Origin of the sequence: Rhodococcus sp. p52 (assembly GCF_000763325.2) — a bacterium.
Classification (GTDB): domain Bacteria; phylum Actinomycetota; class Actinomycetes; order Mycobacteriales; family Mycobacteriaceae; genus Rhodococcus; species Rhodococcus pyridinivorans.
Genome location: NZ_CP016819.1, coordinates 2,438,932 through 2,464,917 on the forward strand (window position 1 = coordinate 2,438,932; position 25,986 = coordinate 2,464,917).

Here is a 25,986-nt window from a genome sequence, read left to right on the forward strand (position 1 = left end):
TCTCACCCGACCCACCGGACCCCGTGCCGGCTGTCGGGTGGAATACACCAGCGGCCCTCGAACTCCGGGAACTGCGCCCGCACTTCGGGGAGCAGATCGGGGATGGTGAGCAGGATGCAATCGGGGGATGCATCGCGCAGAGCGGTGAGGTCGACGATCGGGACGTCCGTTCCCGGCATTCGCCGTCCGGCCTTCGCCGGTGAGCCGTCGGCGACGGCCTCCATGACGGAGCGGTCGACACCCGCACGAGCGAACAGTGCCACGGCCCGGGAAGCCGCGCCGTAGGCGAAGACCCGTCGGTGTTCGGCGGCCGACTTGCGCAGCCAGGAGACCAGTTCGTCCACCTGGCGGTCGGCCTGCCGTTGCAGGGTGCGGAGTGTCGCAGCGCTCGTGATGCCGGTCGCCCGTTCGGCGGCGAGGATCCGGCGTGCACTCAGTCCCGCATTCGTCCACGGATCCCGTTCGGCAGCGACCAGCACGGTGCCGCCGTAGAGGTCGAAGGTCCAGGCCTCGGAGATGTGCAGTCCCACGTCCTCGAGCAGTCGCCGCAGTGCGGTCAGTGAGTAGTACGCGAAATGACCGTGCCGCAGGGCGTTCCACTGGCCCTGCGACACGATGGCGGAGAGGGTGTGGAACTGGAGCAGCAGCACACCGTCGGGGGAGAGCGCCGCCGCGCGTTTGAGGAATGCCGCGCGCTGATCGGCTTCGTGCATGATGCCGAAGCTGTCGAGGACCAGGGGCGCGGCGGCCCCGGGGAAGGCGGGCTGGAAACCGCGTTCGATCAGCAGGGGGAGCCAGGTGCCGCCGTGCGGACTGCCGAACTCGATCACCGTGCGGCCCTTCAGCCGGCCCGCCCGCTCGACGACCTCGACGGCCTCGCGGGCCTGCTCGCGCAGCGCCTCCGGCTCGATGCCGCGGGGTTCGTCCGGGACGGTGTCGTCGTCCGCCAGCTGCGCCAGTCCGCAGCCGGTACACAGAACCATCGCCAGTTCGTGGGCTGATTCGGCGGGGAAAGGAGGCGAGTCCCCGGGTGGAAAGTAATCGGCGGGCGGGACCGCTCCGAGATCGAGGACTCGCTCGAGGCGATCGTGGCCGCACGCGCGGCACCTGTTCATTCGCGGAACACGCCCGCCGGCCGTGGCCGCAGCGTCGGGTCGAGGCGTCCCGCATCGGACAGCCGCCGCAGATGTGCCAGACGCGTGAAGCGCTGGGTGAAGTCCTCCTTCGTGAGGCCGTCGGCGACGAAGTGACGGAACAGTTCGGCAGCGCCTGCGTCGACACTCCACGACGGAACGAAGGCCGGCATGGCGTGGCGGATAGCCGAGAAGTCCACACGATACGAGCGTGGGTCGGGACCGGTCTCGCCGGTGATGGAGACGAACGACCCGGGGACCGCGCGGGTGACGGACTCGGCGATGTCGCGTACGCGGACGTTGTTGGATTCGGTGCCGACATTGAAGGCGGCGCAGTGCACATCGCTCTCCGGTGCGGTGAGGGCACACGCGAACGCGAGGGCGATGTCCTTCGCGTGAACGAGGGGACGCCACGGGGTGCCGTCCGACAGCACGCGCACCTCGCCGGTGAGCACCGCGGTGCCGACGAGATTGTTCACGACGATGTCCGCGCGGAGCCGTGGCGAGTATCCGAAGGCTGTGGCGTTGCGGAGGAAGACGGGACAGAAGCCCGAATCGGCCAGGGCCGCCACGTCGTCCTCGACCCGGACCTTGCTCACGGCGTAGGGCGTGAGCGGCCGGAGCGGAGCACTCTCGTCCACGAGATCGTCGCCCGCACTTCCGTACACCGAACAGGTCGACGCGTAGAGGAACCGGCGCACACCGGCCTCCTTCGCGCACCTGGCGAGGTGGACGGATCCGAGATGGTTGATGTCGTAGGTGATCTCGGGTGCGAACGCACCGAGCGGGTCGTTCGACAACGCCGCCAGGTGGACGACGGCGTCGAACCCGGTGAGGTGCTCGGTTCCCACATCGCGGATGTCGACGGTCATGCCGGGCGGATCCTGCGGTGCCGTGCCGAGAGTGCATTCCGCGAAGAGTCCCGTGTCGAGACCGACGACCTCGTGACCGCGGGCGAGCAGTTCGGGCACCATGACGGATCCGAGATATCCCTTGTGCCCTGTGACGAGTACGCGCATGTCAATCTCTCCCGGGATCGTCGGCGGTCATGAGGTTCACGAGGTCACCGCCGGTGTCTCCCACACCGTCCACGGATGGATACCGCGTGCGAAGTTGTCGTCGAGTTCGGCGCGTTCCTTGAAGGTGTCGGCCGGCTTCCAGAACCCGAAGTGGCGATAGCCGAACAGTTTCCCCTGGCCTGCGAGCGGTCCGCACACGTCGGCGACGAGGTCGCCGCCGGGTGGCAACAGGTCGAAGATTGCCTGGTTCAGGACGAAATATCCGCCGTTCTCCCAGATGGGGAAGTTGCTGACCGGGGTGATCTCCTTGATCTCGCCGTTCTCCGCGACGTCGACGCAGTGGAAGGACGACTGCGGGGGCACGACGAGCATGGAGGCCGTGGCCCCGGACGTGTGGAACGCCTCGATCATGTCGTCGAGCGGGGCATCGGTCAGCACGTCCGCGTAGTTCGCGAGGAAGTGCTCGTCGCCGTCGAGATATCGGCGGACGCGGCGCAGGCGTTCGCCGATCGCCGATTCGAGTCCGGTGTCGACGAAGGTGATCTTCCAGTCGCTGATGTCGGTGCTGAGGCAGTCGACCCGGTTGCCGTGCAGGACGAAGTCGTTGGACTGTTCCTCGTGGTAGTCGAGGAAGAACTCCTTGATCTTGGATGCGCCGTAGCCGAGGCAGAGGATGAACTCCTTGTGCCCGAAGTGCGCGTAGTAGCGCATGATGTGCCACAGGATGGGGCGCGGACCGACCATCTGCATGGGCTTGGGGATCTGGTCGTTGCGATCGTTGCGCATGCGCATGCCGTAACCGCCGCAGAACAGTACAACCTTCATGATGTGGTCCTCCAGGACAGTTCGGGTTCACCGATGGCCGTGTGGATGGTGGGGAGGGGGAAGACGAGATGTCCGCCCCAGTCCGCGATGTAGGCGAGCTGGCGGGTCAGCTCGGGTTCGAGGTTCCAGGGCAGTGCGAGGACGATGTCCGGCCGGTCCTGGGCGATCCGCTCGACGGGCTCGATGGGGATCCGGGTCCCCGGGGTGAAGCGTCCGTGCTTGTACGGATTCCGGTCGACGGTGTAGGACAACAGGTCCGGTCGGATTCCGCAGTAGTTCAGCAGGGTGTTGCCCTTGCCGGGTGCACCGTAGCCGACCACCGACAGACCGTCCTCGCGGCACTGCAGGAGGAAGCGCAACAGCTCCAGGCGGGAGGTACGCGCGAGCGGTTCGAGCCGGAAGTAACGTCCTGGCCGTCGCCGAGCAGCACAACTTCGAGGCCGTCGCACTCCTGCCCTCCGGTCGGTGGCCGCACGCGCGGACACGCAGACTCAGCTGGGACCTCGAGAAGATCGGTGCCGAGCTCCTCATCGCCCCTGTGCTCATGGACGTCGTCGGCCCGCGCCTGCACATCTCCCCGCTCGAGGGGCTGCCCCTGTTGCAGATGAGCGCCCCCAGCTACAGCGGCCCGGCCTGGATCGTGAAGAACGTCTTCGATCGGGTCCTCGCGGTGCTGATCCTGATGGTGATCGCGCCGGCACTGCTCGCCGTCGCGGTCGCGATCAAGGTCGGCAGCAGAGGACCGATCCTCTTCCGTCAGCAACGGGTGGGACGCGGCGGAACCCCGTTCACGATGTACAAGTTCCGCAGCATGGTCGTCGGCGCCGACGAGCACAAGGACGACATCGCCGATCACGACATCGGTGCCGGAGTGCTGTTCAAGGTCCGCGAGGACCCGCGGGTCACCAGGGTCGGCCGCTTCATCCGGCGGTACTCGCTCGACGAACTGCCGCAACTGTTCAACGTGGTCAAGGGCGACATGTCGCTCGTCGGCCCGCGCCCACCGCTCGAATGCGAGGTCGCCCGGTACGGAGAGGACGGCGCGGCGCGGCGGTTGTTCGTCAAACCGGGTGTGACGGGACTGTGGCAGGTCAGCGGACGCAGCAATCTGTCCTGGGACGAGTCGGTACGGGCCGATCTGCGGTACGTCGAGAACTGGACCTTCATGCTCGACCTGTCGATCCTGCGCCGCACGATCCGGGCCGTTCTCAGCGGGGACGGCGCATATTGAGGGAGACCGCTGTCGAGACAGTAGAGACAGAGTCAGAGACAACGGTGGAGTCCGACCCCTCGCGGATTCCACCCTCCGAGACCGGCACCGACGATCAGGCGGGATCGTCGGCGCCGGTGCGTCTGCCGGTTCGTCTACAAGGGGTTTTCGTCCCGTATGGAATATGGAGGGGGGCCGTCCGATCGAGAACCCCGACGCTGGCTGTGGCCGGTGGTCCTGCTCAGTGCACTCGTCGCCGTCGTCTTCGTGGCGGTCGAGTCCGCTCTGCACTCACCCCCGCGACCGTCCGTCGAGATCCCCGACGGCGTCCCGCCGGCACCCGGTCTGCCCGTTCCGCCCATCGACGTGAACGGTCCCGGCCGCACAGCCGCGCAGCTCGCCGCCTGGGCCGAACCCCAATCGCGGGAGCTGGGCATCCCCACCACCGCACTCGAGGCGTACGGGCACGCGGCGGCCGTCCTGGCCGTCGGCACCCCCGACTGCGGCCTGTCGTGGACGACCCTCGCCGGCATCGGCAACGTGGAGAGCAGCCACGGACGGTTCGGCGGCGCCTCCCTCGGATCCGACGGCAGCGTCTCACCGCCCATCCGGGGTGTCCCGCTCGACGGCACCCGGGGCAACGCCGAGATCCGCGACACCGACGGTGGCCGCCTCGACGGCGACCCGGTGCTCGACCGGGCGGTCGGGCCGATGCAGTTCATCCCCGAGACCTGGGAACGGTGGGGTGTCGACGCGAACGGCGACGGCATCGCCGACCCCGACAACATCGACGACGCGGCCCTGACCGCAGGCCGCTATCTGTGCGACCGCGGAGGCGACCTGACCACCGCGGAGGGCTGGACGAACGCCCTGATGGCTTACAACCGCTCCACCGAATACCTGATGCTCGTCCGCGACCGCGCCGCCGCCTACGGCGTGGGAGTGCGGCCGTAGACGGCACCGCGCCGGGCCTCGAGCGCGCCTGTGCCTCACACGCAGGTCGCGACCGTTAGGCTGTCCCCAGCGTGCAGACACCGCAGCGTGACAGTCCATCGAAGGAGAATCAGCCAGTGGCCATCATTGAGCAGGTAGGAGCCCGCGAAATCCTCGACTCCCGTGGCAACCCCACGGTCGAGGTCGAGGTGCTGCTCGAGGACGGAAGTTTCGCCCGCGCTGCAGTGCCGTCGGGCGCCTCCACCGGCGAGCACGAGGCCGTCGAGCTGCGTGACGGCGGCGAGCGTTACCTCGGCAAGGGTGTCGAGAAGGCCGTCGAGGCGGTTCTCGCCGAGATCGGCCCGGCCATCATCGGCCTCGACGCCACCGAGCAGCGCACCGTCGACCAGGCACTCCTCGACGCCGACGGCACCCCCGACAAGGGCCGTCTCGGCGCGAACGCCCTGCTCGGCGCGTCGCTCGCCGTCGCGAAGGCCGGCGCGGAGTCGTCCGGACTCGAGCTGTTCCGCTACGTCGGCGGCCCGAACGCCCACATCCTTCCCGTTCCGATGATGAACATCCTCAACGGCGGCGCCCACGCCGACACGGGCGTCGACGTCCAGGAGTTCATGGTCGCCCCGATCGGCGCCCCGACCTTCAAGGAATCCCTCCGCTGGGGTGCCGAGGTCTACCACTCCCTCAAGTCCGTGCTCAAGAGCAAGGGCCTGGCCACCGGCCTTGGCGACGAGGGCGGCTTCGCTCCCGACGTCGCGGGCACCAAGGCCGCGCTCGACCTGATCAGCGAGGCGATCTCCAAGACCGGCCTGAAGCTGGGCAGCGATGTCGCGCTCGCGCTGGACGTCGCGGCCACCGAGTTCTACACCGAGGGCACCGGCTACAAGTTCGAGGGCCAGAACCGCACGGCCGCCGAGATGGGCGCCTTCTACGCCGAGCTGCTCGGCCAGTACCCGCTGGTCTCCATCGAGGATCCGCTCAGCGAGGACGACTGGGAGGGCTGGGTCGCGCTCACCGAGGAGATCGGCGACAGGATCCAGCTCGTCGGCGACGACCTGTTCGTCACCAACCCGGAGCGCCTCGAGGACGGCATCGTCAAGGGCGCCGCGAACGCGCTGCTCGTGAAGGTCAACCAGATCGGCACCCTCACCGAGACCCTCGACGCCGTCGACCTCGCACACCGCAACGGCTACAAGACGATGATGAGCCACCGGTCCGGCGAGACCGAGGACACCACCATCGCCGATCTCGCCGTCGCCGTCGGCAGCGGACAGATCAAGACCGGCGCGCCCGCCCGCTCCGAGCGTGTCGCCAAGTACAACCAGCTGCTGCGCATCGAGGAGTCCCTCGGTGACGTCGCTCGTTACGCCGGCGAGCTCGCCTTCCCGCGGTTCTCCGTCGAGGGCTGATCGCCGGCATGAGTCAACGCGGTAGATCCCGTCCCGGCGCGAGGCGCACCCGCACCGAGGGTGTGTCGGGCGTCCGGCGTCCGGGCCGGGTCCGGCCCACGGGATCTACCGCCCCGGCCGAACACTCGGCCGAGAACGCGGGTGCGCGGCCGGCCGGCCGCGAGGACCCCGTTCATTCGTCGCCCGGCCGCGGCCGGCCCGGTGGTTCGGGGCGAGCCCGCCCCCCCCGGGTCGGCGCCCCCCGCGACTCCCGCCGCCCCCGCACCGAACGCACCGTCCTGGGCCTGTCCACCGGCCGCGCCGTGGTGCTCGCCCTCGTCGTGTGCGGTCTCGCCCTCACCCTCGCGGTGCCGCTGCGCACCTACGTGAGCCAGCGTTCCGAAGCCGAGCAGCTCGCCGCCGAACGCGTGCAGCTCGAACAGGAGATCGCGGCCCTCGAAGAGCAGAAGGCCCGCATGGAGGATCCGGCCTGGGTCCGCGCCCAGGCCCGCGAGCGACTGCGGTTCGTCGTCCCCGGCGACATTCCCTACCAGGTACAACTGCCGGGCGACGCCCCACCCGAACGCGAGCAACGCGAACCCGAGCGGCCGACGACCGGCGCCTGGTACAGCGACCTGTGGTTGTCGGTGTCCGAACCGGCACCCGAACCCGAGCCCGAACCCGTGCCCCAGCAGATGCCTGTGGCACCCCCAGAACCAGGAGATGTTCCCGGGTGACCGATCACGTCACGCAAGAAGACCTCGACGCCGTCGCCGCCCAGCTCGGGCGCGAACCCCGCGGCGTCCTGGCCATCGCCTACCGTTGCCCCGACGGTGCGCCCGGAGTGGTGAAGACCGCGCCCAAGCTGCCCGACGGCACGCCCTTCCCGACGCTGTACTACCTCACCGACCCGCGCCTCACAGCCGAAGCGAGCCGGCAGGAATCCGCCGGGGTCATGAAGGAGATGACCGAGCGCCTCGGCACCGACGAGGAACTTGCTGCGGGCTACCTGCGCGCCCACGAGTCGTACCTGGCCGAACGCGACGCGATCGAGTCGCTCGGCACCGACTTCACCGGCGGCGGCATGCCCGAACGCGTCAAGTGTCTGCACGTGCTGATCGCCCATTCGCTCGCGAAGGGACCGGGCGTCAACCCGCTCGGCGACGAATCCGTAGCCCTCGCCGCCGACGCCGGTCTGCGTGGCACGGCGATCCCCGCCGACTGGCCCACCTACGCCGAGCTGCGCGGAGAAGAACAGTGAGGGTCGCGGGAATCGACTGCGGCACCAACTCCATCCGCCTTCTGATCGCCGACATCGCGAAGGACGGCACCCTCACCGACGTCACCCGCCTCATGAAGGTCGTGCGGCTCGGGCAGGGCGTCGACGCCACCGGTCGTCTCGCACCCGAGGCGATCGAACGCACGCGGGTCGCGCTGGTGGAGTACGCCGACCTGATCCGCGAGACCGGCGCCACCGCCGTTCGCATGGTTGCCACCTCGGCCACGCGCGACGCGAGCAACCGTGAGGACTTCTTCGCGATGACCCGCGAGGTGCTCGGTGCCGTGATCCCCGGAGCCGAGGCAGAGGTCATCACCGGCGACGAGGAGGCGCGTCTGTCCTTCGCTGGTTCGGTCGGCGAACTCGACTCCGCGCGTGGGCCTTTCGTCGTCGTCGATCTCGGTGGCGGATCCACCGAGGTCGTGCTCGGCGACGCCGACGGTGTGCACGCCGCCTACTCCACCGACATCGGCTGCGTCCGGCTGACCGAACGGTGCCTGCACGACGCCCCGCCGACCGCCGCGCAGGTCGCTGCGGCACGGGAGGTCGCGGCGGACAAGATCCGCGAAGCGCTCGAGCGGGTGCCGGTCGAGCAGGCGCACACCTGGGTGGGTGTCGCGGGCACCATGACCACCCTCGCCGCGCTCGCCCTCGAACTCGACGAGTACGACTCCGAGAAGATCCACTTGTCGTCGGTGCCGTTCGACCGCCTGCGCGAGGTGTGCGACGGTCTCGTCGCCGCGACCCGCGAGAAGCGCGCGGCGCTCGGCCCGATGCATCCCGGCCGCGTCGACGTCATCGGCGGCGGCTCGATCATCACCACGGTCCTCGCCGAGGAACTCGGCCGCCGAGCCGGCATCACCGAGCTGGTCGTGAGCGAGCACGACATCCTCGACGGCATCGCCCTGTCCGTCGCCCGCTAGTTCTTTGATCCGCACTACTCGGAGATCCAGTCGGGCGGCTACCGCAGCCTGGACGAGAACCAGCGCGTGCGCTTCGAGATCGGCCAGGGTGCCGAGGGTCCCCAGGCCACCGGTATCACCGTGATCTGATTCGATCTCCCGTCCCCCAGGGGATCCGAGACACCATCAGGCCCGCCTCGTCATTCGAGGCGGGCCTGATGCATGTCCTGGCCGGATCGAGCGGAAACGATTGTGACGACCGGAAATCCCGTCAGGGCACCGTGAAACGAGTGGTGAACCGGGCGGGGTCGAGATAGGTCGTGTTGAGGCCGTCCGTGGTCACTGTCATTCCCGCATCGCCGGAACCGATGTCGATACTGATCTGTCCGCTGGGAGCGTGTCCGGGTTCGCCGGGAGCCGACGTCAGCTCGAGGGCGCGTACGCCGTTCCTCTTGCTTCCCCAGTGGTTGACGAATGCGGTGATGGTGCACGAACCGCCCAAGAACGTCGACCAGGACAGATCGATGAGGATCGTTCCCGGTCGATGGTGCGGGGCGAACACGTGGCCGGTCAGCTGCCCGCTGCACGGTACCGAGTGGTCCCGCCCCAACGAGTATGTGGTCGGCAGGGGAACGAACTCCTGGTGGTGCGCGGACGCCGTGCCCGGAAGAACCGCGAGCAGGGCAAGCGACATGCCGCCGACCGCGAACGTCCGACGGAATTGTCGTCCAGTCACGCTCCGAGCGGTGTTCATACCATCCCGCAGTCCGACGACGGCGCAACGCCGGCGAATCGGCCGTCGAGGAAGTCCAGCGCCCCCGGCAAGCCGATCACGGCGGCAGTGATGTGATCCGGGCTCGGCACGAGTTCGGTCCGCACCGCCACCCCGGCGTCGCAGTACCTGCGCAGCGTCGTGGAGATCGCATCGAGAGGAATCAGCACGTCGGTCGGTGAATGCCACTCGTACACCGGGGCATTCGGCACCGTCGCGACCTTCTCGACGCTGTTCTCCATCAGCACCTCCTGCACGGTCGGGCTGTCGAGCAGGGCAAGGCCCGCCGCCGCGTCGGCGACGTCGGCCATGCTGCGACCGGCACCGGCGAGCAGGATTTCGTTGGTGCACGCGTTGGCGATGCGGTCGCGCAGTTCCCGCCCCGCACCGTTGAGCTGCTCGCTGACCGGCATGCGGTCCGGGTACTCACGTTCGAGGCCGAGGGCGGCCGCCATCGCCAATCCGAAGGCGGGATGCGCGGATTCGCCGAGTTCCCGGGCCATCTCGCCGATGTCCATCGGGACGCCACCGTAGGCGGAGCCGACGATCGGGATCTCGGGCGCGTAGGTCGGGGCGAGTGCTGCGGCCATCGCTGTCGCCATCCCGCCGCCGGAGTAGCCGGCGATGCCGACCGGACTGTCGGCGAGTTCGAGCGGTGCGTAGCGTTGCGCGGCCCGGATGCCGTCGAGGGTGATCTGCCCGCCGACCTTCGCGGCGCCGTAGGCGCTGTTCGGTCCGAGATGATCGGGAACGGCCAGCGACCAGCCGCGCTGGATCGCGATGAGCAGGCCGGGAGACTCCCGGATCCCTCGCAGCGGGTTCGGTGCGTACAGCGCCGTCGACGGCGCGCATTCGAGCCCGAGTGCGTTGATGATGGCTTGGTACGAGACGAGCGGACGACCCGGCGCCCCACCCTGAGGGGACAGCACGGTGGTCACTGCGGAGATCGGTTCGCCTGCGGAGTTCGTCGACCGGAACTTCAACTGGACGGCGTCGGTGCCGGGAAATCCGAGCGGCGGCGGAAGGACGCGCGCGGCGAGGACGTCACCGGGCTGCCGATCGGCGATGTCGTCGGGGGTGCTGTAGAAGGAGTCGTTCACGGACGCGGGGTAGACGATGCCTTCGGCCTGTGCGGAGGGTGCGGCCACCAGGCTCGGCGTCGCTGCCAGGGCCATGACGGCTACTGCGGTGGCGAGTCGCCCGGTCAGTGGGCGTGCGGTCGTGAAGCGCATCCATGGTCCTTCTCTTCGTGCCCGGTTCACCACCCGGCTGTCCGCTGTGTACTTGTCTCCCCGCAGGATGTCGGCCGGAAATCGAGGTGCGTTACAGCCCGGGCGAGGAGCACACTCGAAGTCGGATCCGAGGAGGTCGAGGAGCAATGAGGATCGAACCTTGCACGGCCGAACGACGAAGTGACGAACTCGATCTCTCCCTCCGGGCGTGGCGTCCCGTCCTCGGGCTGTACCGGCCTCCGTCTACGAGGGGACAGGATACGAACGCCGTCCCGTCGCACGGTACTTCAAGAACCTCGCGCCCCGGCGCGGTGGTGGACAGTCGTGAACGCTAATGTGATCCCCACGCCCCTATAGCCCAATTGGCAGAGGCAGCGGACTTAAAATCCGCACAGTGTGGGTTCGAGTCCCACTGGGGGCACAGGTCCGGGGTCGTCCCCGATGCATCCGCTACCGCTCTCGCTATCCGCTACAGCAATTCGGAAGTTGTCAACCTGTCTGAGACAGATGGGTGATGTTGATTCCGGTCGGTCGAGGTAGGGGTGGTGCCAGCGGCCGGCGCTGGAACCGCTGCGGGTGCCGGGCATGGATCCGGTCGAGTCGGTCCTGCCGACGGCGGTGTTCCTCGACGGCGGTGCCGAGGAACACCGACGCGGGGGTGTGCCGACCCAACCCACTGTGGCGGTGTTCGAGGGCGTACCGGGTCATGAATTCCTCGGTCCACCGCCGGGCATGGTCGATGCTGTCGAACCGTTGCGGACACGACAGGTCGTACTTGATGGTCTTGAACAACGACTCGGAAAACGGATTGTCGTCACTGACCCGCGGCCGCGAGTACGAGGGCAGCACCTGCTGCTCGTCGAGCGCATCGAGCAGTGCGCCCGAGCGCATCGAGGCCCCGTTGTCGGCGTGCAGCACCGTCGGTGCCCCGAACGCGGTGAACGCTTCGGTGAACATTTCCACCGCCGCGGCGGCGGTCTCGGCGTACTCGATGCGCCAGGCCACCGGGAACCGCGAATACACATCGATCACCAGATACAGCAGATACCGGTCCTGGGTGCGTGGCCCCTTGAGCGCAGTGATGTCCCACGACCACAATGTGCCCACCGCCGGAGCCGGAACGACCGGTTTGCGGCGGCTGATCCCCGATCCCGGGCCGCCGCTGCGGCTGCGGCGTCGGTCCCCGACCAGGTTCTGCGAGTGCGCCACTCGATAGAAACTCGACTGGGAACACTCCACCAGCCCCTCATCGAAGGACCGCCAATACAGTTGGCACACAGACAGATGGGTGTTCCCCTCGGCGAGGATCACCTCGACGATGGTGTCCTTCTCGGCCGGTGACAACGCGGCCGGTTGGTGCCGGTCCCGCTGCCGGATCGGATCGGACACCGGCCGATAGTGCCGATACCCGCGCACCTCCCGGTAGTAGCGGGCCCGGGGGATCCCCAGCAATGCGCAGCCACGCACGATCGGCACGCCGGCGGCGGCCAACGCGGTGACGGTGTCGGTCAGGACAGTCCTCGGCGTTCGAGCCATTGCGCGTACTCGCGGGCACTCATCAACGACGGCGGGATCTGCGGGTCCTCGTCGGTCGAACTCTTGGTGATCCCTTGCAAGAGCTCGAATGCTTTTCCCAGGATTTCCACGGCGGCGTCGCCCTGGGCGACCTTCTCGCGGAGGCGTTCGTTCTCTTTGCGGAGTTTGGCCAGCTCCGCACGGTCTCGACTGTCCACTCGGTCCCTCGACTTGTCTGCTGCGGTCACCATCGACGCTTCCAAGTCTCCCGAATCCCGGGCGTGGATCCAACGTGTGATGGTGGCGTAGTCGAGGTTGGTCTCGCGCAGTAGACGGGTCTTGGCACCGACTTCGATGCATTGGTCCCACTGTCGCAGGAACTCGATCTTGTAGGCGATGGAGAACGCGCGTTTGCCGGTGCGGGTCCGCCCAACAGGGATGTCGATCATGGGTGTGTTCCGATCCCCGCGCTGATTGCCAGGTGTCTCACGAACATCCTGACAACCAGCGAATTTGCCGTAGCGGATAGCGAATCTTGTAGCGGATGCACTGGTGGCGAACAGTTCGGCCGGCGACTATCCCGAGGGCAACCTCTGCTGCTCCTCGTGTCGTGACCGGTGCAGGACCTCCATGAGCTCGTGTTCGAGCGCCACGAACTCGCTCGACACGCACGTCTCCAGGGTTCGAGGTCGGGGCAGGTGCACACGCACCTCGTGCTGCACCCGCGTCGGTCGCGGACCGAGGACGACGACCCGATCGGACAGCAACACCGCCTCGCGGACGTCGTGCGTCACCATCAGCACCGTCCACCGATGCTGCTGCCACACCTGCTGCAACCACAGTTGCATCTCGGTGCGGGTCAGCGAATCGAGTGCGCCGAACGGCTCGTCGAGCAGGAGCACGTCGCGCCCCTGCAGCACCGTGCGTGCGAGCGACGCGCGTTGACGCATACCGCCCGACAGTTGGTGCGGGGCAGCGTCCTCGAAGCCGGCCAGGCCGAAGGTCGGCAGCAGTTCGCGGGCGCGGGCACGAGCGTCGGATCGCTGTACACCCTGCACCTCGAGCCCGAGTGTGCAGTTGTCGAGCACCGTCCGCCACGGGAACAGCAGGTCCTTCTGCGGCATCAGCGCGACCTGCCCGGGTGCCGCGGGGGAGTCGCCGACGAGAACCTCTCCGGTGTCGGGTTGCTCGAGTCCCGCGACGATCGAGAACAGCGTCGACTTGCCGCACCCACTCGGCCCGATGAGGGACACGAACTCGCCGGGCTCCACAGCACAGTCGATGCCGTCGATCACCGCCCGGTCGCCGTACGACTTGTGGACCGAGGCCACCGTCACCGCATTCATCTCTCACCCCTCGTGAGCGCCCACGGCGCGACCATCCGTTCGACGACGAACGTCAGCGCGTACAGCAGGAGTGACAGAGCAGCGGTCACCACTACGGCAGCGAGCACGAGATCGGTGCGGAACGAGTTCTTCTGCGTGCTCATGTAGATGCCCAGACCGGATGTCGCGCCGACGTATTCGGCGAACACCGCACCCACGACGGCGTAGGTGATGCCGATCCGCAGGGCGGTGAAGAAGCGGGGGAGCGCGGATGGCAGGCGCACGTAACGGAACTGCTGCCACCGCGACGCGCCCATACTGCGTAGCAACGCGCCCGCCTCCCGGTCGGCCGCCGCGAACCCTTCGAGCAGCCCGATCGCGACGGGGAAGAACGTCACCAGCGCGATGACGAGGATCTTCGGTAGCAGTCCGAAACCGAACCAGATGATCATCAACGGCGCGATCGCGATGATCGGCAGGGTCTGCGACACCACGAACAACGGCACGAGGGCCCGCCGCAACCAAGGCGAGAAGTCTACGACGATCGCGAGGGCCCACGCCAGTGCCAGCGACACGGCGAACCCGACCATCGTGACCTGCAGAGTGGACCAGGCGTGCCCGGCGATGTCGACGCGATGAGACCACCCCTGCCTGAGAACGCGTGCGGGGGAGGGCAACACCTGCGGGCGGACACCGCTCACCACGACGTACGACTGCCAGATCGCGACCAGAGCCCCGGCGATGAGCAGCGCGGGAAGGAGCCGACGTGCGCGGCCGATGCTATCGGTCTTCGAGGTAGTCATCGGTGACATAGGTCGACCAGTCCGGCTCGGTCGTCAACGGGCTGCCGTCGGGTCCGGACAGCACGCCGTTCTCGTACAGGAACCGGGCATAGCCCGACCATTTCCCGGCGTCGAGGACTCCGACGGCGCCGGAGGCGTCACGCATGTACTCGGCGGCGAGCATGCGCTGGCTCTCGTAGACGAGTTCCTCGTCGGGGAAGGCCCCGGGGTTCGCCTCGAGCAGAGCCCGGGCTCCACGATCGGGGTCGTCGGCGGCGATCCGGTAACCCTGGTGCAGCGCCTGCACGAAAGCGCGTGCCTGCTCCGGGTTCTCCGTCATCCAGTCCTCGTTGCCGTCGACGACGATCGCGTACGCGTCGGGGAAGCCGTAGTCGGTGAAGCCGAAGTACCGCATGGGCAGGCCGCGGTGCTCGGCCTCGAGACCCTCCCACGCCAGGTACGACACGGTGAAGTCGGCGGTCGACGAGTAGACGGCCTCGTACGACGACGTCCCGAGCGTCACGTTCTCGAACTCACCGCGGCCACCGTCGTTGCGGATCACTTCGGCGAGCATCTCGTCCTCACCAGGGTTGGCGAAGCCCGCGAAGGTCTTGCCGTCGAGATCCGCCGGCCGCGTGATCTCGGCGTTGTCGGCCCGCACGGCGATCCCCGTCGCCCAGTGCTGCAGCGGTGCGAGGACCGCGACGGTCCGGGACCCGGCGGCTCTGGCGATGGTCGATGTGGCGTGCGTGGAGATTCCGAACTCGGCGCTACCCGCGTCGACGAGGGTGTCGGGGGTCGCGTTGTTGTACGGCAGGATCTCGACGTCGAGACCCGCATCGGCGAACAGACCTTCCTGCTGCGCCACGTACAGGCCGGTGTGATTGGTGTTGGGCGTCCAGTCCAACGCGAATCGGATGGTGTCGCTCCCGGAATCGGACGAGCACCCGACGACCGCGGAGAGTGCGGCGACGAGGGTGAGCAGTCCGGCGAGAGTCCGCCGCGCCTTCACTGCGCGGGCAGGGGACGGATCGATGTGGGTACAGGCGTGGTCATGTCGGGACATCCCTTCGTCAGCATTACCTGGTCAGGTTCGACGGGTGTGATCTCAGCCCCGCTCGTGCGGAGCACCCCGTGTCACGGGCGACCCTAGCACCATGCCCTCCTGGGGCCGCCGGGACGGGAGCAGAACGGAAGATGTGACCCGAAGTTACGGAAATGCCCAGGTCAGGATGTCACCCTCACATTTCACCCGCAACGGAAGGATCGAAGATCCCGACTCTTCGAGTGATGGTCCCTGCCACCTCCCCCGAACGGCAGGGACCGTCGCTCTGCGCATGTCTCTCCCTTGCGCGGACGATGAAGGGCCGTCGGTGAACTCCGACGGGTCCGTTCTTCTGTTGTTTCCGTAGACCCGACTCCCGCAACGGTGTTCAATACGCACGAACCGATCGGGGGATGGGATGCGCGCAATGATGGGCGCCGCGATGGCTGCGGCGGTGATGGGAAGTGTCCTGACGGCATCGGTGGTGTCGGCGGAGACGAGCGGACGCACCGAAATGCCGTATGACTCGTCGGCGCCGCTGGCCGGCGAGGTGCTCGGGTCCGTAGTGTCGATACCCGCGCCGCTGCCGGCGGAAGCGGGACCGCGACCCGCCGCGTGCGACCGGTTGTCGTATCTGCGGTGGCGGTCGGCCGACGGACCGGAGAGTTCGGCCGACGCCGACCGGATCCTCGTCGCCCAACCGGGGATCTTCGAGGGAGCGGGTGCATTCGAGAGCGTCGCGCGCAACACCGTCGTCGCGGCCGCGACTCGCGGTGCCCACATCGAGTTCTGGGCACTCGACCGGCGATCGAACTGCCTCGAGGACCACGCCGGTACCCGGGCGGCACTGCGGACGGGTTCGCTCGATACCGCGACCGACTACTACTTCCGCGGTGCCGAAGTGGACGGGCGACGATTCGCCGGCCACGCGAGCGGCGCCGACGTCGCGTGGCTCTCGCATGTCGGCATCGAGCAGACGCTGCGCGACCAGTACGACCTGCTGCGTCACGAACTCTCCGACCCGGAACTGCGGAAACGGAAAGTGTTGTGCGGCGGACATTCTCTCGGTGGTTTCATCACCGGCTACTTCGCGGAATGGGACTTCGACGGAGATCCCGCCACCACGGGCGACGCCGGTTACAACCAGTGCGGCGGGTACTTTGCGCTCGATACGGTGATCGAGGCGGGAGCGCCCTCCCCCGGGCAGAGTGCCCTCCCGGATCTGCCCGAAGCGGTCTCGGCGCCACTCGATGCGTTCTTCGGCTCCATCTCGACGGCATCGCCGGTGCTGGCACTTCCCACGGTCATCAATCCCGAGACGACGAATCTGCTCGCACTCACCGGACTCGCCGCGCGACTGGACCCGGACAGCACCGACGGCATTGTCCCGCGCATGCCCGACAACCCGAACATCGACTGGACGTTGCGCACTCTGTTGTCGGGGGACTACGCGATGTTCGCGACGGGCGACCCGGATGTGCGGACGTTGAACGCGACCAACGAGGCGGTGCTCGGCGCGATCCTCGACGACAATTCGCAACCGCTGGGGTTCCTGCAGGTGAGCGTCGGATTCATTACCGGGGCGCCCGTGCGCGACAAGCTGTTTCCTGTTCCCGCCACGCCGGAGGTGCTCGGGTCGGGATTCTTCGGCGATGCGCTCAAGGCGTCGCCGGCGGTGTTCGCGGATCCGGGAGTCGTCTACCGGTGGCTCGACTACGACGAGGTGGGCACTGGGGCGTCGTCACCCGACGAGGCGCGGTACACCGATCGGGGGAGCGAGGTGACGTCGATCGCGGAGCTGGCGCGGAATCTGTCGGAGCCACCACTGGATTTCACCGAGTGGTACTTCCCGTCGAGGCTTCCGTTCGACCTCGCATCGGCGACCCGCTTCGAAGGGCATCTCCACCGCGACGGTGTCGCGCGCAATCCTGTGGTGACGCTGGTGGCGAGCGGCGGGATCCCGTTGCCGGAGAAGGCTCATCCGAACGAACGCAGGTGGGTGCTGCCCGGATACAAGCACATCGATGTACTCACTGCGGCCGCCGATCAGAACGACGGGCGGCCCGAGCAGGTATCGCAGACGCTCGCCGACTTCGCAGCCGACCGAGTCGGTAGCTTCACAGTCGGATGAGGCGGGATCAGGCGCCGCGCGCGGAGAAGATCGAGGTGTAGTCGTGGGGGGCGCTCACCTCGGCGACAGCGGTGACGGGTTCGGTCTCGGCGTCGGTCTCCGGAGTGGTGGGCGCGAGGAAGAGGGGTCCGTCGAATTCTTTGTTCTGGCTCATGGCCGTCCTTTCGGGTGCGGCCGGGTAGACCCCAGCCGTGGGGCAGTGCGAAGAAGAGGGGCCGCGGTACACGCGGCGGGGAACTCTCACGTCCGGTTCGGAACCTTCGGGCACTGTGGTGCGAGGTTGCTCATCATGTGCGAGCCGAACGATGTCTCCACCCTACACCAGAAGGTTCGCGCGACGTTTGACCGGCGAGTCGCGTGGGAAGACACTCGGCATGGCTACCTACAGAGTGATCGACCCGACCGGGAACGTCGTGGATACCAAGGAAATCGAGAGCGCGGACGACGCGCACGCCTGGTTCGTCGACCAGCGCGCCGACAACAGCGAACTCGGCTGGCGTATGGAGGCGCAGAACGAGCAGGACGGTACCTGGCACTTCTTCGACGACACCGAAGGCACCTCCTCGAAGTAGTCCCGGCAGCACCCCGTGAGAGCGGGGTGCTGCACGCACCGACACAGCGCGGTGCCGAGCACCTCAACAGCGCGGTGCCGAGCACCTCAACAGCGCGGTGCCGGTAGTCGTAACTACCGGCACCGCGCAGTTCAAGGGCTACTTCTTGAAAGCGTCCTTGACGTTCTCGACGGCATCCGAGACCTTGTCGCCTGCCTGCTTCAGACCGCTGGAGGCCTGGTCGCCGCGACCCTCGGCTTCGAGATCACGATCGCCGGTCGCCTGACCGGTGTTCTCCTTGATCTTGCCGCCCGCTTCTTCTGCCTTGTGCTTTGCCTTATCGACGAAGTCGGCCATGGGGTCCTCCTGTGTCATCGAACGTTGCTCTGACGGAGTACCCCACCCGAACAGCCTGAAACCGAACACGACCGGCTCGTCCGTGTCAGACTTCGACACAGACAGCCAGGAGGAGACCGATGTCGCATCCCACCAACTCCGGTCCCGAGAACAACGACCCGATCGGGGACGCGCCCGACGCCGATCCCGAACTCGTCCGCGACGGGCCGGTGCAGCGCCGGCGTTCGGCGGGGGCGGTGATCGCAGCCGTCGCGGTGGTCGTCGTGATCGTCGTGCTGCTCGTAGTTTTCCTCTGAACAGAGCCGTTCACCGAGCAACGCGGGGTTCACAACCAGTCGCGGCGCTTGAAGAGCACGTAGAGCACGATCGCCGACACGACCATGATCCCGACCCCACTCATCAGTCCCCAGGCCTCGCCTACCCCGGGATAGGGCACGTTCATGCCGTACCAACCGGTGACGGCCGTGGGGACGGCGATGATCGCGGCCCATCCCGTCAGTTTCTTCATGACGATGTTCAGGCGCGCGTCCTGCAGCGACAGGTTCGTCTCGAAGACGGTGTTCACCATCTCGCGCAGTGAATCGGTCCACTCCGCAGCACGCATCACGTGGTCGTAGAGGTCGTTGTAGGAACTGTCGAGTTCGGGGTGGTGGTTGCTCTCGGCGCGGGTCCGCAGGACGGCATTGACGACCTCGCGCATCGGCAGCACAACCCGCCGGAGCTGCACGAGTTCCTTGCGGAGCCGGTAGACGCGTCGCTGGATCTGCCGGGTGGAGGCGCCGTCCTCGAAGAGGCAGTCCTCGAGGTCCTCGGCGGCGTCGTCGAGTTCCTGGATGGTCTCGAACTGCCCGTCGACGACCGTGTCGAGCAGGCCGTGGATCAGCGCACCCGGTCCGTACTGCAGCAGGTCGGTGTTCTCGTCCCACCTGCGCACCGCCTCGTCGATGTCGAACGGAGTGCCGCGGCGAACGGTGACGACGCCGCGGGGCAGGACGAAGGCGGAGATCCGGGTGGTGCGGAGCCGGGACTCGTGCGCTTGATTCTCGTCCTCGGAATCCGGAAACAGGTGTGTCGCGTAGACCGTGAGGAAGGTATGGGTGGCGTAGCGGGTGGCCTTCGTGCGCTCGCCGTGTGCGAGCGAATCCTCGACGGCGTGCGGGTCGAGGTTCCATTCCTCGGCGAGTTCGAGCAGAGCCGTGTGATCGGGATTCCACAGATCCACCCAGACGAGGGCCTCGGGATCGGCGAGATGCTCCGAGACGGCTGAGAGCGGGAAACCTTCGTCGACGAGTTTCCCGTGGGCCCACCGCCGGGTCCGGATGGAGTTGTCGTATCGGTCCGTCACCTCGGCAGTGTCCCCGAAATCGGCGGGCTTCACACCACGTTCCCGTCACGACCGGGCTCACACGACAGGACGATGCTCGGTGTCCACCAATCGCAGCACCTCGTCGACGAACCCGAGGTCGATCCGTGGCCGATCGTCAGGCCGCAGACCCTGTTCGATCCGTACCCGCATCGAGGTGAGCGTGGCGATCACGTGTGGCCCGCCGTCGGTCAGATAGCGCACCATTCCGCGCGCCGCGCACGCGTCGACCACGACGGCCAGGGTCTCCTCGGCCTCCTCGATGCGTCCGGCCGCGTGCAGGCAGGAGGCGAGCAGACGGTGGGCCTGCAGGTGGGCGCGGGGACGCGAGGTGGTGCGCTGTACCCACATCCGCGCCCATTCGACGGCCTGTTCCGACGCCTCGGGCTCCCCGTTCTCGCTGAGCAGCCGGATCGCGGTGGAGTCCTCGATCTGGAGGGTGATCTCGACGGTTCCGTCGGGGTGGGGTGTGGTGTTCTCCGGCATCGTGCGTGTCGAGGGACCTGGAGTGGCGATTCCGAGCCGGACCCGTTCGTTCTCGATGCGTGCCCGCAGGCGCGGCAGGTCGTGCAGCGCCGCGACCCGCAGTCCTTCGGCGAGCAGGGCGACGGCTTCCTCCCGGTTGCCCTGCAACATCTTCAGGCGCGCAGCGGTACCGAAGCGAGCGATGAGGAAATCCGTTCCACCGCCTTCTATTCCGAGCAGGTTGCTCTCGTCGAGCAGTGCTTCGGCCTCGGCGGTCCGTCCCTGTTCGTAGAGCAGCTCTCCGAGCATGGCAGCGGCGAGACGCCCTCCGTGGGTGTGGATTCCGCCGTTTCGTCGCGCTCGGCGCAGCGCTGTGCGGAAGTACTTCTCGGCCGAGGCGACGTCGAGTCGTTCGTTCGCGGCGATGCCGCACAGGCACTGACCGTAGATCGACGCGAACGGTCCGCGGGTCTCGCGGTGGTAGGGCTCCGCCCATTCCTGCCGCCGGATCGCTGAGGTGAAGTCGAAGCGGAAGATGTCGGCGTACGAGGCGAAGTCGGCTGCGGCCGCCACCACCCACGGGTGCACGGAGGTCGGATTCTCCAGGCACGGCGCGATGAGTTCGTAGATGCCGTCGATGCGGTCGGAGTTCATCAGGATCGACGCCTCGACGGCATCCGCCTCGATGTGGAGTGCTTCGACGTCGTAGCTGTCCGTCACCCCACGGTCGAGCAGTTCCCGTACTGCCGCGAGGGTTCTGCGGCATCGGTCCAACCGCAGCAGCGCACTGTTCGCCCAGGCCTGCGTGAGCAGCAGGCGCGGATCGTTTGCGACGGCCCGCGGCGGCAGTTTGTCGATCAGGGCGAGCAGCGTGGCGATGTGCCCGTGCTCCATCAGGTACATGCCGTCGTCGGCGAGCAGGTCGACGGCGAAGTCGGTGTCGTTGGCGGCGAGGGCGTGGTCGACGGCCTCCTGCAGCATGCGGTTGCGGGCGAACCAGTCGGCGGCGGTGCGATTCAGGTCCGCGACCTTCTCGGGATGGTCGCGTTCGAGACGTCGACGCAGGAAGTCGAGGAACAGGTGGTGATAGCGGAACCACACGCGTTCGTCGTCGACGTGCCGCAGGAACAGGTCGCGTTCCTCCGCCTCCTCGAGCATCGCCTGGCTGCGCGGATCGCCCGTGAGCGCCGCGGCGAGGCTGCCGCTGATCGATTCGGTGATGCTCGTCGCGAGGAGGAATTCGTACATCCGGGGTTCGAGACCGGCCAGCACGTTGTCGGCGAGGAACTCACCGATCGCGTGGTGCCGACCGGTGATGTTCTCGATGAGCCACGACGGATCGTCGCTGTCGCGCAACGACAACGACGCGAGCTGCAGGGCTGCGGCCCAGCCCTCCGTGGTGCGGGTGAGATCCTCCACGTCCTCGGGGCCGAGGTCTACCCCGCCGATGTCGCGCAAGAAGGCGTTCGATTCGTCCACCCCGAACCGCAATGCCGTCGAATCGATCTCGACCAGCTCGTCGCGAACACGCATGCAGCTGAGCGGAAGTCCGGATCGGTTGCGGCTCGTCACCACGAGCTGCAGGTGATGGCATCCGCGGTCGAGCAGGAACTCGAGGGCAGCGACGGTCTCCGTCGACGTGACGCGGTGCCAGTCGTCGATCACCAGCGTCGCCGCGGTGTCGGTGCGGTGCAACTCGTCGATGAGCGTGCACAGTACGTACCGTTCGGCCTCGTCGCCGTGCGCGTCGAGGATCTGGCCCAGTTCGCGCGCGAGGACCGGCCGGATCTGCTTCATGGCCTCGACGAGGTGCGCGAGGAACCACAGGACGTTGTTGTCGTCGCTGTCCACCGTCAACCACGCGACCGGCACTCCCTCGGCGGCGAGTACGTTGCGCCACTGCGTCGCGAGGGTGGACTTACCGAAGCCGGTGGGGGCGTGGATGGGGACGAGACGGCGTCGTCCGCCTGCCCGCAGGAACGAGATCAGACGGCTGCGTTCGATCAGAGGACGTGAGGTCGAGGGCGGCCGGAACCTGGTCGACGGTGCGGTGGACGGACCGGTGCGTCCCGAGACCGTGGACGACCGGCCGGAGACCGTCGAGGCCGGTCCGGTGAGCGGTGGCGCCGAACGCGGCGGGAGCGGGCCGGACGGCGGTGACCCGGGCAGCGCCATCTCGTCGATGGGCAGGTTGTGGGCGCGCTGGACGTCGCGGAGCAGATCGCCGAACTCGGCGGCCGTCTGCGGCCGGTCCTCGGCATCGGTCGCCATGCCGCGCTCGAGGGCCTCGCACACGTCGTCGGGGATGCCCTCGCCGCGCAGGTCGGGGACGGGCTCGGAGGTGATGCGCACGAACTGCGCGACGATCTTCTCGCCCTCCTTGCGCTCGAAGGCGGCGTGACCGGTGATCGCCGCGAACAGGGTCGCGGAGAGGCCGTAGACGTCGGCGGCCGGAGTCGCGGCATGACCGCGCAGCACCTCCGGTGCCGTGAACGCGGGGGAACCGGTGATCTCACCGGCAGTGGTGCGGAAGCCGCCGCCGACGCGGGCGATACCGAAATCCGTCAGCTGCGGTTCGCCGTACTCGGTGAGCAGGATGTTGCCGGGCTTGATGTCGCGGTGCAGGACGTCGGAACGATGCGCCGTCTCGAGTGCACCGGCGACCTTCACCCCGATCCGGACCGCCTCCGGCCAGGCGATCGGTCCGTGCCGCCGGATGCGGGTGTCGAGAGAGTCGTGCGGGTGATAGTGCATCACCAGATAGGGCAGGCCCGTGTCCGTCGCGCCGGCCTGCAGCACGGTGACGATGTTGGGGTGGCCGGAGAGCCGCCCCATCGCGCGTTGCTCGCGTAGGAAGCGTTCGAGATCGGCGGGGTCGGGGGAGCGGCGCAGCACTTTCACCGCGACGTCGCGGTCGAGTTCGGCCTGCCGGCAGCGGTAGACCACACCGAAGCCGCCGCGGCCGATCTCCACGGCATCGGTGAAACCGGCATCGTGCAGCGCGCGCACGATGTCCGTCTCTGCGACGTCGACAATCGGCGCGCGCTGAGTGGCGGCCGGATCGTTCTCGGTCATCGGCGCAATCACCTCGGGAAGCCGTTTCCCCAGGATAGTCTCGAAATGTGCACGCCCGCCGCAGATCGTGCGTCGCCCCTGTTCTAACGTGGTCCGGCCGGACCACGGTGCCTCACCGGGAACGGACGAAACGACACTGCGACCAGAAGTGGGACATAGATGAAGAAGACTCTCGCGGCGCTGTTCGGTGCAGGTGTGGTCCTGCTTGCGGCGGCGTGTGGATCCTCGGACGGATCCGACTCGGCCGAGGAGACCACCACCACGACGAGCACCTCGGCTTCGGCGGAGGCCGGCAGCTCGGGCACCAGCGTCGAACTCGGTAAGAGCTACGAGGAGAACTGCGAGGCTCTGCTGCCCTACCTCGACGAGCTCGAGGAGTGGGGCCAGGACCGCGTGGCAGCTGCCCAGGCCGTCGCCGACGCCCAGCAGCAGCTCCCGGCCTGGCAGGATCTCAGCGAAGAGGAGCAGGCCGACACCCTGCGTGCCATCGAGAACGCCGGAAAGGGCGAGTGCTGACGGTCGAGTGGTGATCGACGAGTTGTACGACAGGTTGAGGCGCTTCCCGGATGTGGAAGCGCCCAACCTGTTCGCCGTCGACGGGGCCGATCGCCTGCTCCTCGACGAAGCCGCGCCCGCACTGGAATCCGCAGCGCCGGGCACGATCGTGGTCGTCGACGACCAGTACGGCGCCCTGACCCTGGGTGCGGCCGTCCGGTTCGGCGCGGAGCGGATCCGGGTGCATCAGGACTCGGTGGTGGCCGAACGCGCCCTGGCTGCGAACGCCGAGCGTGAGGATCTCACCGACCGCTACCGTTCCTGCGGACTCGACGCGGACCTGCTCGCCGGTGCCCGAGTGGTACTGCTGCGTCTTCCCCGTTCGCTGTCGGCGCTCACCGAGATCGCCGAGATCGTGGCCCGCCACGCCGACCCCGAGGTCGTCGTGTTCGCCGGTGGCCGCGACAAGCACATCAGCCTTGCGATGAACGACGTCCTCGCTGCGTCCTTCGCAGAGGTCCGCGCGTCGCGGGGACGGCAGAAGTCGCGTGTGCTCACCGCGCGCCGAGCAACGCCCGGACCGGCCTCGTATCCCGTCCGTGAGAGGCTCGACGAACTCGGCCTCACCGTGGTCGCGCACGGGGCCGCCTTCGCCGGCCCGCGCCTCGACATCGGTACCCGTTTCCTCCTCGACTTCTTCCCCCGTCTCGACTTCCCCCGTAACGACACGGACGAGCAGATCGCGGTGGACCTCGGCTGCGGCACCGGCATCCTCGCCGCGATGCTCGCCCGGCAACTGCCCGACGTTCGCCTGATCGCGACCGATCACTCCGCCGCCGCCGTCGCCTCCGCCGCGGAGACGGCCGCCGCGAACGGGCTCGCCGACCGGATCGACACGCTCCGCGACGACGCCGCGAGTTCGATCGCCGCCGGGTCGGTCGACCTCGTGGTGTGTAATCCGCCCTTCCACATCGGCGCCGCCATGCACACCGGCGCGGCCCACAAGATGTTCGACGCCGCAGCCCGGATCCTCCGCCCGGGAGGACAGATGTGGACGGTCTACAACCGCCACCTCGACTACCGCCCCGCGCTGTCGGGCATCGTCGGGCCGACCCGCGTCGAGGGCCGCAACCGCAAGTTCACGGTGACCAGGTCGGTACGGAGCCGGTAGAGTCCGATTAGTCCGAGCTTTCTCGACGAAACGGGAACTCGTGAGGTTACTGCCTCGTTGAACGGACAGAAGCGACCACGAGAAGGGAAGTGCACGGTGCGCACCACCAGTAACCCGGTGTTCCGCAACCTGCCCAAGCAAGAGGGCGGCGGATACGCCACGTTCGGCTCTGCGACGGCGGGCGCCGCGCAGGCCACCCAGCAATTCGGTCAGCCCCAGACGGATCCGTGGGCACGTCCCACCGACCAGCGGACCATGACGATCGACGACGTCGTCACCAAGACCGGCATCACGCTCGGCGTGCTCGCCGTCTCGGCACTCATCTCCTACGTCCTGGTCAACTCCAACGTCGGCCTGGCAGCTCCGTTCGTCATCGGCGGCGGTCTGATCGGCCTCGTCCTGGTGCTGGTCGCGACGTTCGGCCGCAAGATGGACAACCCGGCGATCGTCCTCGCCTATGCGGTGGCGGAAGGCTTCTTCCTCGGCGCGCTGTCGTTCATGTTCACCGACATCACGTTCGGTGGCGCCGGCGGCGCGACTCTGATCGCGCAGGCCGTCCTCGGTACCTTCGGCGTGTTCTTCGGCATGCTCGTCGTGTACCGCACCGGCGCCATCCGCGTCACGCCGCGCCTGACCCGCATGATCGTCGGCGCCCTCGTCGGTGTCCTGGTCCTGGCGCTGGGCAACCTCGTCGCCGGCTTCTTCATCGACGGTGGCCTGGGCCTGCGCGACGGCGGCCCGATCGCCATCATCTTCAGCCTCGTGTGCATCGGCATCGCGGCGTTCAGCTTCCTGCTGGACTTCGACTCCGCCGATCAGCTGATCCGCGCACAGGCCCCCGAGAAGGCCGCCTGGGGCGTCGCCCTCGGCCTGACCGTCACCCTGGTGTGGCTGTACGTAGAGATCCTGCGACTGCTCAGCTACTTCCAGAACGACTAGCAGTACGCCATGAAGACCCCGGACCACGGTCCGGGGTCTTCGTCGTTTCCCAGGGGGTGTTTTC

26 protein-coding genes, 1 tRNA gene, 2 pseudogenes and 1 riboswitch are annotated in these 25,986 nt (G+C 67.8%); of the genes and pseudogenes, 14 read left to right on the forward strand and 15 right to left on the reverse strand.

What is annotated here, in order from left to right; translation table 11 throughout:
- Positions 1 to 2: 2 nt before the first annotated feature.
- The 4 genes and pseudogenes from IM25_RS11425 to IM25_RS11440 form a co-directional block, all read right to left on the reverse strand.
- Positions 3 to 1,115 carry a class I SAM-dependent methyltransferase gene (locus tag IM25_RS11425; protein WP_065996047.1) on the reverse strand — a complete coding sequence of 371 codons (1,113 nt, stop codon included), beginning with the start codon at positions 1,113 to 1,115 and terminating at the stop codon, positions 3 to 5.
- On the reverse strand, positions 1,112 to 2,152 hold the full coding sequence (locus IM25_RS11430; protein WP_033098265.1) for an NAD-dependent epimerase/dehydratase family protein: 1,041 nt from the start codon (positions 2,150 to 2,152) through the stop codon (positions 1,112 to 1,114). Before IM25_RS11430 ends, IM25_RS11425 begins: the two co-directional genes overlap by 4 nt.
- 36 nt (positions 2,153 to 2,188) lie before the next feature.
- Complete coding sequence (locus IM25_RS11435; RefSeq protein ID WP_033098266.1) at positions 2,189 to 2,977, reverse strand: glucose-1-phosphate cytidylyltransferase; 789 nt, start codon at positions 2,975 to 2,977, stop codon at positions 2,189 to 2,191.
- Positions 2,974 to 3,381 (reverse strand): annotated as a pseudogene (locus IM25_RS11440) (methyltransferase C-terminal domain-containing protein); the annotation flags it as partial. The gene IM25_RS11435 and the pseudogene IM25_RS11440, both read right to left, overlap by 4 nt.
- On the opposite strand from IM25_RS11440, the gene IM25_RS11445 reads away from it, so the two are divergent.
- The 7 genes and pseudogenes from IM25_RS11445 to IM25_RS25460 form a co-directional block, all read left to right on the forward strand.
- Positions 3,279 to 4,208, forward strand: a complete 930-nt coding sequence (locus tag IM25_RS11445; RefSeq protein ID WP_082937640.1) for a sugar transferase — start codon at positions 3,279 to 3,281, stop codon at positions 4,206 to 4,208. The pseudogene IM25_RS11440 and the gene IM25_RS11445 sit on opposite strands and share 103 nt — an antisense overlap.
- Before the next feature lie 156 nt (positions 4,209 to 4,364).
- Complete coding sequence (locus tag IM25_RS11450) at positions 4,365 to 5,141, forward strand: lytic murein transglycosylase (protein ID WP_198162554.1); 777 nt, start codon at positions 4,365 to 4,367, stop codon at positions 5,139 to 5,141.
- A 116-nt stretch (positions 5,142 to 5,257) separates the two neighbouring features.
- Positions 5,258 to 6,544, forward strand: a complete 1,287-nt coding sequence (gene eno, locus IM25_RS11455; RefSeq protein WP_006553858.1) for a phosphopyruvate hydratase — start codon at positions 5,258 to 5,260, stop codon at positions 6,542 to 6,544.
- A gap of 8 nt (positions 6,545 to 6,552) precedes the next feature.
- Positions 6,553 to 7,260 carry an FtsB family cell division protein gene (locus tag IM25_RS11460; protein WP_065996048.1) on the forward strand — a complete coding sequence of 236 codons (708 nt, stop codon included), beginning with the start codon at positions 6,553 to 6,555 and terminating at the stop codon, positions 7,258 to 7,260.
- Complete coding sequence (locus tag IM25_RS11465) at positions 7,257 to 7,784, forward strand: DUF501 domain-containing protein (protein WP_006553860.1); 528 nt, start codon at positions 7,257 to 7,259, stop codon at positions 7,782 to 7,784. The genes IM25_RS11460 and IM25_RS11465 overlap by 4 nt, the downstream gene beginning before the upstream one ends.
- A complete protein-coding gene (locus IM25_RS11470) occupies positions 7,781 to 8,725 on the forward strand; it encodes a Ppx/GppA phosphatase family protein (protein WP_065996049.1) in 945 nt (314 codons plus the stop codon). Before IM25_RS11465 ends, IM25_RS11470 begins: the two co-directional genes overlap by 4 nt.
- Before the next feature lie 12 nt (positions 8,726 to 8,737).
- Positions 8,738 to 8,854, forward strand: a pseudogene (locus IM25_RS25460) (cold shock domain-containing protein); the annotation flags it as partial.
- A 121-nt stretch (positions 8,855 to 8,975) separates the two neighbouring features.
- Here the strand turns inward: IM25_RS25460 and IM25_RS11475 are convergent.
- The gene (locus IM25_RS11475; RefSeq protein ID WP_033098280.1) at positions 8,976 to 9,440 is read right to left on the reverse strand and encodes a hypothetical protein; all 465 of its coding nucleotides are present in this window, start codon (positions 9,438 to 9,440) and stop codon (positions 8,976 to 8,978) included.
- Positions 9,441 to 9,454: 14 nt separating this feature from the next.
- Entirely contained in the window at positions 9,455 to 10,708 is a 1,254-nt protein-coding gene (locus tag IM25_RS11480; protein WP_033098270.1) for a lipase family protein, read from the reverse strand.
- 347 nt (positions 10,709 to 11,055) lie between these two features.
- Here IM25_RS11480 and IM25_RS11485 point away from each other — a divergent pair.
- A tRNA-Leu gene (locus IM25_RS11485) sits at positions 11,056 to 11,129 on the forward strand.
- Between the two features lie 68 nt (positions 11,130 to 11,197).
- Here IM25_RS11485 and IM25_RS11490 read toward each other — a convergent pair.
- The 5 genes from IM25_RS11490 to IM25_RS11510 form a co-directional block, all read right to left on the reverse strand.
- The gene (locus tag IM25_RS11490) at positions 11,198 to 12,244 is read right to left on the reverse strand and encodes an IS3 family transposase (protein ID WP_033098889.1); all 1,047 of its coding nucleotides are present in this window, start codon (positions 12,242 to 12,244) and stop codon (positions 11,198 to 11,200) included.
- Positions 12,217 to 12,672, reverse strand: coding sequence for a hypothetical protein (locus tag IM25_RS26820; protein ID WP_016691252.1), 456 nt, complete (start codon positions 12,670 to 12,672; stop codon positions 12,217 to 12,219). The genes IM25_RS11490 and IM25_RS26820 overlap by 28 nt, the downstream gene beginning before the upstream one ends.
- A gap of 126 nt (positions 12,673 to 12,798) precedes the next feature.
- Positions 12,799 to 13,569 (reverse strand): ABC transporter ATP-binding protein, encoded by a 771-nt coding sequence (locus IM25_RS11500; protein ID WP_006553864.1) that lies wholly within the window; start codon positions 13,567 to 13,569, stop codon positions 12,799 to 12,801.
- Positions 13,566 to 14,351 carry an ABC transporter permease gene (locus IM25_RS11505; protein ID WP_198162480.1) on the reverse strand — a complete coding sequence of 262 codons (786 nt, stop codon included), beginning with the start codon at positions 14,349 to 14,351 and terminating at the stop codon, positions 13,566 to 13,568. The genes IM25_RS11500 and IM25_RS11505 overlap by 4 nt, the downstream gene beginning before the upstream one ends.
- Positions 14,329 to 15,396 (reverse strand): ABC transporter substrate-binding protein, encoded by a 1,068-nt coding sequence (locus IM25_RS11510; protein ID WP_259443599.1) that lies wholly within the window; start codon positions 15,394 to 15,396, stop codon positions 14,329 to 14,331. The genes IM25_RS11505 and IM25_RS11510 overlap by 23 nt, the downstream gene beginning before the upstream one ends.
- Positions 15,379 to 15,475, reverse strand: a riboswitch (TPP riboswitch). Its footprint overlaps the gene before it by 18 nt.
- 318 nt (positions 15,476 to 15,793) lie before the next feature.
- Here IM25_RS11510 and IM25_RS11515 point away from each other — a divergent pair.
- Complete coding sequence (locus IM25_RS11515) at positions 15,794 to 17,506, forward strand: hypothetical protein (RefSeq protein WP_232333310.1); 1,713 nt, start codon at positions 15,794 to 15,796, stop codon at positions 17,504 to 17,506.
- Between the two features lie 7 nt (positions 17,507 to 17,513).
- Here IM25_RS11515 and IM25_RS26420 read toward each other — a convergent pair whose 3' ends face one another.
- Positions 17,514 to 17,660 (reverse strand): hypothetical protein, encoded by a 147-nt coding sequence (locus IM25_RS26420; RefSeq protein ID WP_198162481.1) that lies wholly within the window; start codon positions 17,658 to 17,660, stop codon positions 17,514 to 17,516.
- Positions 17,661 to 17,880: 220 nt separating this feature from the next.
- Between IM25_RS26420 and IM25_RS11520 the strand changes: the two genes are divergently transcribed.
- On the forward strand, positions 17,881 to 18,078 hold the full coding sequence (locus IM25_RS11520; RefSeq protein WP_006553868.1) for a hypothetical protein: 198 nt from the start codon (positions 17,881 to 17,883) through the stop codon (positions 18,076 to 18,078).
- 138 nt (positions 18,079 to 18,216) lie between these two features.
- On the opposite strand, the gene IM25_RS11525 is transcribed toward IM25_RS11520, so the two are convergent.
- Positions 18,217 to 18,414 (reverse strand): CsbD family protein, encoded by a 198-nt coding sequence (locus IM25_RS11525; protein WP_019288742.1) that lies wholly within the window; start codon positions 18,412 to 18,414, stop codon positions 18,217 to 18,219.
- A 119-nt stretch (positions 18,415 to 18,533) separates the two neighbouring features.
- Here IM25_RS11525 and IM25_RS26425 point away from each other — a divergent pair, with 119 nt between their 5' ends.
- Positions 18,534 to 18,710 carry a hypothetical protein gene (locus IM25_RS26425; protein ID WP_162836410.1) on the forward strand — a complete coding sequence of 59 codons (177 nt, stop codon included), beginning with the start codon at positions 18,534 to 18,536 and terminating at the stop codon, positions 18,708 to 18,710.
- A 29-nt stretch (positions 18,711 to 18,739) separates the two neighbouring features.
- Here IM25_RS26425 and IM25_RS11530 read toward each other — a convergent pair whose 3' ends face one another.
- Complete coding sequence (locus IM25_RS11530) at positions 18,740 to 19,759, reverse strand: magnesium transporter CorA family protein (RefSeq protein WP_033097370.1); 1,020 nt, start codon at positions 19,757 to 19,759, stop codon at positions 18,740 to 18,742.
- A 57-nt stretch (positions 19,760 to 19,816) separates the two neighbouring features.
- Positions 19,817 to 23,317, reverse strand: coding sequence for a serine/threonine-protein kinase (locus tag IM25_RS11535; RefSeq protein WP_065996518.1), 3,501 nt, complete (start codon positions 23,315 to 23,317; stop codon positions 19,817 to 19,819).
- Between the two features lie 159 nt (positions 23,318 to 23,476).
- Here IM25_RS11535 and IM25_RS11540 point away from each other — a divergent pair, with 159 nt between their 5' ends.
- From IM25_RS11540 to IM25_RS11550, 3 genes are all read left to right on the forward strand, one after another.
- Positions 23,477 to 23,833, forward strand: coding sequence for a hypothetical protein (locus IM25_RS11540; protein WP_033097231.1), 357 nt, complete (start codon positions 23,477 to 23,479; stop codon positions 23,831 to 23,833).
- Positions 23,834 to 23,840: 7 nt separating this feature from the next.
- The gene (locus tag IM25_RS11545) at positions 23,841 to 24,983 is read left to right on the forward strand and encodes a class I SAM-dependent methyltransferase (protein WP_033097232.1); all 1,143 of its coding nucleotides are present in this window, start codon (positions 23,841 to 23,843) and stop codon (positions 24,981 to 24,983) included.
- A 96-nt stretch (positions 24,984 to 25,079) separates the two neighbouring features.
- Complete coding sequence (locus IM25_RS11550) at positions 25,080 to 25,922, forward strand: Bax inhibitor-1/YccA family protein (protein WP_006553873.1); 843 nt, start codon at positions 25,080 to 25,082, stop codon at positions 25,920 to 25,922.
- Positions 25,923 to 25,986 lie beyond the last annotated feature (64 nt).